Origin of the sequence: uncultured Polaribacter sp. (assembly GCF_947503855.1) — a bacterium.
GTDB lineage: Bacteria > Bacteroidota > Bacteroidia > Flavobacteriales > Flavobacteriaceae > Polaribacter.
The window spans coordinates 1-212 of sequence record NZ_CANNFF010000046.1; the positions used below are offsets into that span (position 1 = coordinate 1).

General features: G+C 38.2%; 1 protein-coding gene. It reads right to left on the reverse strand.

The window, feature by feature from the left end; all coding sequences use genetic code 11:
• Window positions 1-212 (reverse strand): MBG domain-containing protein (locus Q0662_RS11980; RefSeq protein ID WP_298950189.1); only part of this gene is annotated, 212 nt, incomplete at both ends.

Below are 212 nucleotides of genomic sequence, written 5' to 3' on the forward strand. Positions count from 1 at the left end.
GTGATGCTAAAGTCGGCTGTTACAAAGCTTATGTTATAATTACTATCAACAGCACCGGAAGGTGTAATGGTATAGGTTCCTACATCTTCTCCTGTTGCTCTTGCGATGCTAACTACTGTATCTAAACTAGATTCTGTATCACTATTTACGAATCCTGTAATTGTATAGTTTAGTGCTGGATCTGTTGCGCCATATACTTTTGTTTGACCTGA